Consider the following 7,185-nt stretch of genomic DNA (forward strand, 5'->3'; position numbering starts at 1 on the left):
ATATTTTCCCTCACTTATCGCTAAATCTTCCTTCAAGATAAGCACGAATTGACTCTCTATCATTTTCAGTCATAGGTTTTCCGTCAAAACTCATCATGCCGTCTAAAACTTTATCTAAATCAGTAGGCAACGTAACTTTAGTATCTTTTCCTCGTAGGTAGTCAACTGAAACATCAAAGTAATCAGCCACTTTTTCTATATTCTCTAATTTTGGAGAAGCAGTATCCCATCTTCTAATTTGTCCATTAGATAAACCTACGTGTCTTTCAACCTCCGCAAAAGTCGTTTTATGACTATCGCACAATATTTTTATTCTGTCTACTATTCCCATGGTTATCACCTTTCAAAGGCTCACGAAAATAAATATTAACTTTTAAGCTATTTTAGTTTGACAAATAACTTTTAAGCTATTATACTATGTTCATAAGCTAGTTTGTTAGCTAATAAGTTATCGACATTTTTTTAACACGTTCCCCAACGTTGTTGTTATGGTCGTTTTGCGCTTATTTGCTATGGGTTTATATTAGCATAAAAGCTATTTACGGTCAATCATTAGCTTACAAATTAGCTTATTTTTCTTAATTTATTTTTAGGAGGTTGTAGAGATGCCAGAAACACAAGCTTTGAGAAGTAAGATTTTAAATCATTTAGAAGAACACACTATTCCGCAAAGACACTTAGCTATGTTGATAGACGAAAATCCTCAATATTTAAGCGAAGTTTTAAACGGAAAAAAAACAGGTCCAAAAGCAAATGTAATGTTACTGACAATAGTTAAAGTCTTGGGGGTCAAATAAGGAGGTTTTGTACCGTGGCAACTAAAACAAAAAAGAAAGAAATAAATTTTATCATAACGGACTATGACAAAAACGGAAACGTTATTAAGGATTTATCAAAAGTGGTTGTTCCGCTTGAAATGCAGCTAGAACTATTGAAAGAATTAAATAATTTGAGGAGAAGGAGATGATCACATGTCCCTAGAAACAATCAAAAAGTTAATCTGGTCCTCGAATATGTTCTTCTTTGGGAGCAAGAGGATAGACAAGAATAGTTTCTACTGGTTTTACGGATTCATCACCGCTTGCTTCATGATGTTAGTTTTGTTGGTTGATGTGTGGGTTATATGAGAGGAGAAAAATATGTATCCAACTAGACGCTTTGTTATAAAAATAGGAGGTTCTTTTGTAACCGAAATAGAAGTGATTGGTTTCACTAGAAAAGGTAATGAATTTATAGGCACATACAAACACAAAGTTAGCCAAAACACAGCTAAAATATTTAAAGCTAACGGTGAATCAACTTATTCTGAAGTTAAAAGTATAGCAGATGGAGTTAACGGCGTACTAATAGAACTGTAAAGGAGGAAAAAATAATGAGTGTAAAACATATTAGTTCAGAAGACGTAGCGATGGTTATTGAAGGAATTTTATATGGTGATGATTCAGGATTCGAAAGCGTGTTAGAAAATGGATTCAACGAACTTGAAGCATTTGCAGAAAAGATGAGAGAAGCTAACAAAACATATACAATAGCTACTTTTGATAATTAGGAGGTTCACAAGTGTTTTATGTAATTAGTAAAGATTTACCCACAGTCGCCATGTTCGTTCAGATAAGCCGAGCATATGCGTTCAGAAAGACGTTACTAGACAAAGGTTTAGTAGCAATCGTGATACAGACTGACAAGGAGGAATAAACGATGACAATTGGAGAATTAAAAGAGCTTTTAAAAGACAGTGAAGATATAGACGTGGTACTTGTGGAAATTGGTGGTAGTAGATTGACCGGAGGAGATATTCGTGTTGTGGATGGCGCTGAAAAAATAACTGAAAAAGGATTTGCTATATTTTGTAATTCTGTTGAACCTACAGAAGAAGAAATAGAAGATTGGAAATTTATCCATAAATCTTTAGTTATCAAGGAGGAAAACAATTGACATACAAACTAAACGGAATCAATTATACAGAAATGTTGGTGACGGATGAAGAGTTGGCGGTGGTTAGGGCGATGAGAGAAAAGGATGCAAAAATAAACGTATTCGTAAATCGTAAGAACGAAAAAGAAGCTGTGGAATATGCGAATAGTTTTCCTAAAGTAGATGAAGCACTATCTGTAGCCGGCAGTGATTTCTTTTATAGCTCTAATGTAAAAACGGGTGTTTTTGCTAATTACGAAAAAAAAGACTAAAAGGATCCCACTCCAATTAGTCCGATACGTTAATAAGTTACCCATAGTTTACCACATGAAAGGCGGTAAATAAATATGTTTGAAGAATTACCACGATTTTTATTAGATCCACCAGAAGACAGACCCATCGCATTTGATTGGAATCAATCAGAAATTTATCCAGGTGATGAAGTTTATACAATCATGGAAGAAACCGGAAAAGTAGTCCTAGTGTTAAAAGAGGACTTGGAAAATTATATTGAAAATCAATTTGGGGAAGCGGAGGTTATGCAGTAATGAATTTATACAAACTAACACAAAACTATCAAAATGTACTAGAAATTGCTGAACAATTAGATGCTGAAACGTTAAAAGACACACTAGATTCAATTGACGAAGCTATTAATGACAAAGTTGAAAACACTGCTTACGTGATTAAACAATTAGGTGCAAATGTAGATGCTTATGCAAGTGAAATTAAACGGATGCAAGCTGCTAAGTCAGCGATGGAAAACAATGCTAAAAACTTAAAACTTTACATCCAAGAGTCAATGGAAAAAGTTGGATTGGACAAGGTGCAAGGCAAATTAATCAAAGTGGCCATCCAGAAAAACCAGCCAAGTGTAGTGGTAACTGATGAAAAGAAACTATCTAAGTATTTCATTGAACAGCCGCCACAATTGAATAAAACGATCCTTAAAGAAGATTTGAATAATGGCGTAAAAGTAGACGGTGCTGAGTTACAAAGCACTAGAAGTATTCGGATTAGATAAGGGAGGTGAGAAAGATTGGAAGTAATGAAAGCAACCGATATTAAAAAATATCAAAATTGGTCATGCATTATTTATTCCGAACCAGGCATAGGTAAAAACAACCATGATTAAATCATTAACTGGTAAAACGATTGTGTTTTCTATCGATGGCATGTATCAAGTTCTTCACAATTTGGAGAACGTTGACATCATAACAATGGACGCACAAGAACCAAATAAAGAATTAGGTAACTTTTACCGCTTTGTTGTAAAGAACAAAGACGAGTATGACAACATCGTAATCGATAACTTATCAACGTTCCAAAAGTTCTGGTTAAATGCACAAGCAACATTATCCAAAAGCGGCATGCCAGAAATAAAAGATTATGGAGTAATCGATAGAGTGCTACTTGATTTCATCGCAAGCTTCAAAAAACTTAAAAAAAATCTATTGTTTTTTGCACACGAAAAGAAAGTTGAAATCACGCGAGAAAGTGGCGGAGTATATACCCAATTTCAACCAGATATTCGCAACCTTGACGCAATTATGGGAATTGTTCCTATTGTGGGGCGCATGGTCATTATGAAAGAACCAGAAACACAAAAAAGAAAAAGAGTCATCGTACTCCAGCCTACTCAATCGACTAGGGCTAAAGATCAACTTATTGGAAACCTACAAACGATTGATCAATTAGAATTGTTACCAACTTTACAAAAAAACTAAACTAAAAGGGGATTATTAAAATGGGATTATTAGACACATTGAAACAAGTAAAACAAGAAGGATTTAACGCAGAAACGGACTCAATCGCAACAAATTCAAAACTAGCAGCGGGTAAATATCCAGTTCGCTTCAAATCTTCGCAAGTGAGCGTGGATAAAGCAAGCCGAACACAATTAGGAATTGCTTTGGAAGTTGTATCAGGAAAAGATAAAGGGCGTATGGAATTCATTTATTTAAGTTTCGATGAAGGTTTGCCAGAGTTTGTTTTAAACAAAAATGGACGTACTCTTTTAAAACTAGCCAGCATGTTGGACATTGAATTTACAAATAAAGACTTAGCTGATGAAGTAGCGACAAACGAAGCATTATCGAAAGGTATCGGAAAACAGTTTGAAATGGATTTAACTATCGCAGCTAACAAAAAGAATCCTGATTTTCCTTACAGAAATTATGATTTTAAACAATTAATTTCAGAACTAGATGATTCAATTGATGAAGATGAACTAGATTTACCGTTCTAAAGGAGTTATTAAAGTGAAAAGTGAAACAGAAATGAAAAATGATTAAAAGGAAACGCTCGAAAGAAGTCACTGTTAGAAATAAATTTACAGGTGAAGAAAAAGTCTTCAACACCGTGGGAGAAGCTAGTGAGTTTTTAGGATGTTCCAGAGTTCATTTATCCGGAATAATTTCAGGGAAAAGAAAAAACAGAACGGAATACATCTTCTCGACAGATTAAAAAACAGGTTACAAAAACATGGTTACAGAAAATAAGACTTGTAACTTTTTCAATAGCACCAAGGGTTTGCGAGGTTACAAAAAAGTTATGTCGAGCAATAAATAACCAAAAAAATAAAAAAAGTTACAAAATGTTTGTAAAAATAACCTCGGCATAACCATTCTTGTAACCTACGTAACCGTTGGTATTAAAGAGTTTCTAAGCAAAAGTTACAAAGTTACACCTAGTAAACTAAATTATTAATATATATAAGAAAAAAAGACGTTACCCTCTTTTTTGTAACTTTCACAAAATTTTGAGGGCAACATCTTTTAAATTGGGTGTTCTGTTGAATTGAATATAACACATAGAAAGGCAGGATGCAAGTGGGAGAAATAGTTTTTGACAAATCAAGAAAAAATCTAAAAAAAATATATGATCGCATCCGTTCCAAAAGTTTAGCAAAGCATGTTGGAAAAGAAGAAGTGCTATTTCTGGCCATGGGCGGCTATAACCGAACTTATGAATTAATGCGCGAATTAGGTTTTAGAAAAAGATGATATCGCTACATTTTCAAACTTAAAACCTAACACAAAATTTCTTAATGGAAACACACGAAAAAAAACTGATCCTTATTCAAAAAATAAACTATACAACCAGCATAAACAAAAATACGTCTTTTACTTTAAAGAAACTAGATTTGAACGTAGCGGATGGTTTTGAAGAAAGTATGCTTATTTATAAAAATGCTGAAAGAACACTTGGGCAAAAAAATAACTAATCGCCTAACTTGGCAGAAGCCAGCTATTGTTATATTGGACGACCCTTCTCTTAACCTTCAATACGAAGGGCATAGGTTTCGTTATCAAAATGAAATAGGTTTCGTCCAAACTCGTAACCCGAACGCAGACCCCAAATTAATAGTAGCTGAAATAGAACAAGTTGAAGCTGCTGATCGTATGATGTTTGCTTTGTACCAACAAAACGTATCAACAGAAACAGAAATGGTAGAAGCTTTGGCACGTTTGAGTGGTTCAGTTCAAATAAAAATCGAAACAAACTGGTATATGAAGCCTACACAATACAAACAAGTTGTCGGTTCGCAAGACCTCGCAACTACCTTAAAAGAAACGACAGAAATCGGCATTTATCAATTAAACAAAAACAAAAAGATAGGTAAAGAAAACGCGCGATGGATTGTAATACCTGAATCTGCATTCTTCTTTAATGGATTCAATTACATGGATGAAGAAGATTTATTTGCAGAAGAACTAAAAAAATGAAGAAGATGCAGAGTCTAAACATGAGAAAGAACAAGAAACTCCTACTACAAGACGTTTTATCAACAACTATGCCATTCAACATCCAAACTGGTTACGTTACAAGCCAAATGAACAACAGTCCTTCTGAGAGCCTTAAATCGTTCTTGGCAGACGTTGACGAAATAGAAGAACAAAAGGTACATGGAGTAGAACTTCTTTTAGGAGCAACAACCGAAGAAGAATACAAACACATAAAAAAACACAACCTTGCTTATTTCTTAGATGGTTCTTATCGAAACGATGACCGAAAAGACTCCAATTATCAAGGTGTAAAAGACTTATTTCAATAGATGTGGATGATGGCGAATATACAAGGGAAGAAATCGAGAAGAAACTAGAACTACAAGACTTCTTTGGAATCATTTACCCAACAGCTAAATATTACTTTGACAATTCTAAAAGATGGAGAATCATCCTTATTGCAGATACAGAAATGTCTAAAGAAGAATTACAAAAAACACAGTTGAAGGTGTAGCAGCACTTTTGGATTTAGAAATAGACAATGCTAGCAAAAAGCTTTCTCAATTAATGGGTTATCCACTAGTTCAATCCCACGTATCAACTGTAATTGGTGGTTTTGTAAATGTTTCTCAATTTGCTAAAGAAAAACCATTGGCTCAAAAATATGCAAATGTGTATGACATTAAGCCGAAAAAGCAATAAATCACTAATGGATTTCAATCATGATCAAGCTAGAATCGTACACGAAATAATGAATGTGGTTTACGAGAAGGTGAGCGTAACGAAAAATATCGTCAAGCTTACATGTTCTTACGTGACACACTAAGTAATCCAGAATTAGAACAATGGCATACAGAAGCTTCCGAACTAATCAATGCAACTCGTTCGCAGGCATCGGCAGACGGACTACCTGAAAAGAAGTGGAGGCGATTTACCGATGAAACCTTTTACGCAATCTTTAGAATCAAATATCAAACAAACATTTACCTATTCTCATGCAAAAAACAAGTACAACTATGAAGGCCGGGCAGAGGGATACGATTCTCTGTCTTTCTTCAAAAAGAATGTTAGTGCAAAAAAATCCTTTTCAAATACTGATGGATTTGGATCGAGTAGCTTTTAAACGCGCTAAACAAATCATTTTAACTCACGAAATACCTTATACACCAAAACAAGAAGAAACAAGCTCGCATTTATCATGAAGTAACTGAACGTATGCAAAAGGATAGAAGTGATATCGTACCGATGTATCAAGAAAATTTAGAAGGAACAGGCGTAGTTATTTACAAAGAACCCTTCTTTTTAACAACAGTCGAAACAATCAAGCTTCATGACATCATCAACCATATGCCGAAGTCACAAAAGACGCATAACGTCGTATATGAACATCGTTTATCTAAACAAATATCGTCGTCAAAAGAACAACTTAACGCCTTGCAGAAATGTTTATCAAATCAAACATCTGTATTAATTGGTGGAGCAGAACAGGAAAAAGTTTTGTAACAGCCGAAATTATTAAGCAACTACAAGCGAACGGAAAAAA

The 7,185-nt window shown here is 34.4% G+C and carries 20 protein-coding genes; 19 read left to right on the forward strand and 1 reads right to left on the reverse strand.

All coding sequences use genetic code 11. From position 1 onward, the window contains the following. Nucleotides 1-10 precede the first annotated feature (10 nt). A complete protein-coding gene (locus BLT48_RS13330) occupies nucleotides 11-331 on the reverse strand; it encodes a helix-turn-helix domain-containing protein (protein ID WP_089978513.1) in 321 nt (106 codons plus the stop codon). Nucleotides 332-605: 274 nt separating this feature from the next. On the opposite strand from BLT48_RS13330, the gene BLT48_RS13335 reads away from it, so the two are divergent. The 19 genes from BLT48_RS13335 (at nucleotide 606) to BLT48_RS13410 (ending at nucleotide 7,145) form a co-directional block, all read left to right on the forward strand. Then, nucleotides 606-797: a hypothetical protein gene (locus tag BLT48_RS13335; RefSeq protein ID WP_089978514.1), complete on the forward strand. Its 192-nt coding sequence runs from the start codon at nucleotides 606-608 to the stop codon at nucleotides 795-797. 14 nt (nucleotides 798-811) lie between these two features. Beyond that, nucleotides 812-967 carry a hypothetical protein gene (locus BLT48_RS13980; protein ID WP_176944133.1) on the forward strand — a complete coding sequence of 52 codons (156 nt, stop codon included), beginning with the start codon at nucleotides 812-814 and terminating at the stop codon, nucleotides 965-967. Between the two features lie 172 nt (nucleotides 968-1,139). Further along, a complete protein-coding gene (locus BLT48_RS13340) occupies nucleotides 1,140-1,358 on the forward strand; it encodes a hypothetical protein (RefSeq protein ID WP_089978517.1) in 219 nt (72 codons plus the stop codon). A gap of 14 nt (nucleotides 1,359-1,372) precedes the next feature. Continuing rightward, nucleotides 1,373-1,549 carry a hypothetical protein gene (locus BLT48_RS13985; RefSeq protein ID WP_176944134.1) on the forward strand — a complete coding sequence of 59 codons (177 nt, stop codon included), beginning with the start codon at nucleotides 1,373-1,375 and terminating at the stop codon, nucleotides 1,547-1,549. A gap of 149 nt (nucleotides 1,550-1,698) precedes the next feature. Continuing rightward, the gene (locus BLT48_RS13345; RefSeq protein WP_089978519.1) at nucleotides 1,699-1,935 is read left to right on the forward strand and encodes a hypothetical protein; all 237 of its coding nucleotides are present in this window, start codon (nucleotides 1,699-1,701) and stop codon (nucleotides 1,933-1,935) included. Continuing rightward, on the forward strand, nucleotides 1,932-2,186 hold the full coding sequence (locus BLT48_RS13350; RefSeq protein ID WP_089978521.1) for an RNA-dependent RNA polymerase family protein: 255 nt from the start codon (nucleotides 1,932-1,934) through the stop codon (nucleotides 2,184-2,186). The genes BLT48_RS13345 and BLT48_RS13350 overlap by 4 nt, the downstream gene beginning before the upstream one ends. A gap of 75 nt (nucleotides 2,187-2,261) precedes the next feature. After that, nucleotides 2,262-2,462: a hypothetical protein gene (locus BLT48_RS13355; protein WP_089978522.1), complete on the forward strand. Its 201-nt coding sequence runs from the start codon at nucleotides 2,262-2,264 to the stop codon at nucleotides 2,460-2,462. Further along, nucleotides 2,462-2,938, forward strand: coding sequence for a siphovirus Gp157 family protein (locus BLT48_RS13360; RefSeq protein ID WP_089978525.1), 477 nt, complete (start codon nucleotides 2,462-2,464; stop codon nucleotides 2,936-2,938). Before BLT48_RS13355 ends, BLT48_RS13360 begins: the two co-directional genes overlap by 1 nt. Before the next feature lie 103 nt (nucleotides 2,939-3,041). Then, on the forward strand, nucleotides 3,042-3,641 hold the full coding sequence (locus tag BLT48_RS13365; protein ID WP_089978589.1) for an AAA family ATPase: 600 nt from the start codon (nucleotides 3,042-3,044) through the stop codon (nucleotides 3,639-3,641). Nucleotides 3,642-3,661: 20 nt separating this feature from the next. Then, entirely contained in the window at nucleotides 3,662-4,162 is a 501-nt protein-coding gene (locus tag BLT48_RS13370; protein WP_089978529.1) for a hypothetical protein, read from the forward strand. Nucleotides 4,163-4,200: 38 nt separating this feature from the next. Continuing rightward, nucleotides 4,201-4,380: a hypothetical protein gene (locus BLT48_RS13375; RefSeq protein WP_089978592.1), complete on the forward strand. Its 180-nt coding sequence runs from the start codon at nucleotides 4,201-4,203 to the stop codon at nucleotides 4,378-4,380. A gap of 365 nt (nucleotides 4,381-4,745) precedes the next feature. After that, the gene (locus BLT48_RS13990; protein ID WP_176944143.1) at nucleotides 4,746-4,919 is read left to right on the forward strand and encodes a hypothetical protein; all 174 of its coding nucleotides are present in this window, start codon (nucleotides 4,746-4,748) and stop codon (nucleotides 4,917-4,919) included. 44 nt (nucleotides 4,920-4,963) lie between these two features. Then, a complete protein-coding gene (locus BLT48_RS13995; RefSeq protein WP_176944144.1) occupies nucleotides 4,964-5,140 on the forward strand; it encodes a hypothetical protein in 177 nt (58 codons plus the stop codon). Beyond that, entirely contained in the window at nucleotides 5,106-5,642 is a 537-nt protein-coding gene (locus tag BLT48_RS13385; protein ID WP_089978596.1) for a hypothetical protein, read from the forward strand. Before BLT48_RS13995 ends, BLT48_RS13385 begins: the two co-directional genes overlap by 35 nt. Continuing rightward, entirely contained in the window at nucleotides 5,639-5,971 is a 333-nt protein-coding gene (locus tag BLT48_RS13390) for a hypothetical protein (RefSeq protein ID WP_089978598.1), read from the forward strand. The genes BLT48_RS13385 and BLT48_RS13390 overlap by 4 nt, the downstream gene beginning before the upstream one ends. A gap of 2 nt (nucleotides 5,972-5,973) precedes the next feature. Continuing rightward, a complete protein-coding gene (locus BLT48_RS14000; protein ID WP_089978601.1) occupies nucleotides 5,974-6,156 on the forward strand; it encodes a hypothetical protein in 183 nt (60 codons plus the stop codon). A gap of 8 nt (nucleotides 6,157-6,164) precedes the next feature. Continuing rightward, complete coding sequence (locus tag BLT48_RS13400; protein ID WP_089978603.1) at nucleotides 6,165-6,344, forward strand: hypothetical protein; 180 nt, start codon at nucleotides 6,165-6,167, stop codon at nucleotides 6,342-6,344. A 235-nt stretch (nucleotides 6,345-6,579) separates the two neighbouring features. Beyond that, nucleotides 6,580-6,765: a hypothetical protein gene (locus tag BLT48_RS13405; protein ID WP_089978605.1), complete on the forward strand. Its 186-nt coding sequence runs from the start codon at nucleotides 6,580-6,582 to the stop codon at nucleotides 6,763-6,765. A 92-nt stretch (nucleotides 6,766-6,857) separates the two neighbouring features. Next, entirely contained in the window at nucleotides 6,858-7,145 is a 288-nt protein-coding gene (locus tag BLT48_RS13410; protein WP_089978607.1) for a hypothetical protein, read from the forward strand. Nucleotides 7,146-7,185: the final 40 nt, after the last annotated feature.

Source organism: Carnobacterium viridans (assembly GCF_900102725.1).
Lineage (GTDB): Bacteria > Bacillota > Bacilli > Lactobacillales > Carnobacteriaceae > Carnobacterium_B > Carnobacterium_B viridans.

Excerpts from the sequence above, each read along its gene's own strand:
- BLT48_RS13330 (WP_089978513.1), bottom strand. The coding sequence starts at position 331 with ATGGGAATAGTAGACAGAATAAAAATATTGTGCGATAGTCATAAAACG.
- BLT48_RS13335 (WP_089978514.1), top strand. The coding sequence starts at position 606 with ATGCCAGAAACACAAGCTTTGAGAAGTAAGATTTTAAATCATTTAGAA.
- BLT48_RS13340 (WP_089978517.1), top strand. The coding sequence starts at position 1,140 with ATGTATCCAACTAGACGCTTTGTTATAAAAATAGGAGGTTCTTTTGTA.
- BLT48_RS13985 (WP_176944134.1), top strand. The coding sequence starts at position 1,373 with ATGAGTGTAAAACATATTAGTTCAGAAGACGTAGCGATGGTTATTGAA.
- BLT48_RS13345 (WP_089978519.1), top strand. The coding sequence starts at position 1,699 with ATGACAATTGGAGAATTAAAAGAGCTTTTAAAAGACAGTGAAGATATA.
- BLT48_RS13355 (WP_089978522.1), top strand. The coding sequence starts at position 2,262 with ATGTTTGAAGAATTACCACGATTTTTATTAGATCCACCAGAAGACAGA.
- BLT48_RS13360 (WP_089978525.1), top strand. The coding sequence starts at position 2,462 with ATGAATTTATACAAACTAACACAAAACTATCAAAATGTACTAGAAATT.
- BLT48_RS13365 (WP_089978589.1), top strand. The coding sequence starts at position 3,042 with ATGATTAAATCATTAACTGGTAAAACGATTGTGTTTTCTATCGATGGC.
- BLT48_RS13370 (WP_089978529.1), top strand. The coding sequence starts at position 3,662 with ATGGGATTATTAGACACATTGAAACAAGTAAAACAAGAAGGATTTAAC.
- BLT48_RS13375 (WP_089978592.1), top strand. The coding sequence starts at position 4,201 with ATGATTAAAAGGAAACGCTCGAAAGAAGTCACTGTTAGAAATAAATTT.
- BLT48_RS13995 (WP_176944144.1), top strand. The coding sequence starts at position 4,964 with ATGGAAACACACGAAAAAAAACTGATCCTTATTCAAAAAATAAACTAT.
- BLT48_RS13385 (WP_089978596.1), top strand. The coding sequence starts at position 5,106 with ATGCTGAAAGAACACTTGGGCAAAAAAATAACTAATCGCCTAACTTGG.
- BLT48_RS13390 (WP_089978598.1), top strand. The coding sequence starts at position 5,639 with ATGAAGAAGATGCAGAGTCTAAACATGAGAAAGAACAAGAAACTCCTA.
- BLT48_RS13405 (WP_089978605.1), top strand. The coding sequence starts at position 6,580 with ATGAAACCTTTTACGCAATCTTTAGAATCAAATATCAAACAAACATTT.
- BLT48_RS13410 (WP_089978607.1), top strand. The coding sequence starts at position 6,858 with ATGCAAAAGGATAGAAGTGATATCGTACCGATGTATCAAGAAAATTTA.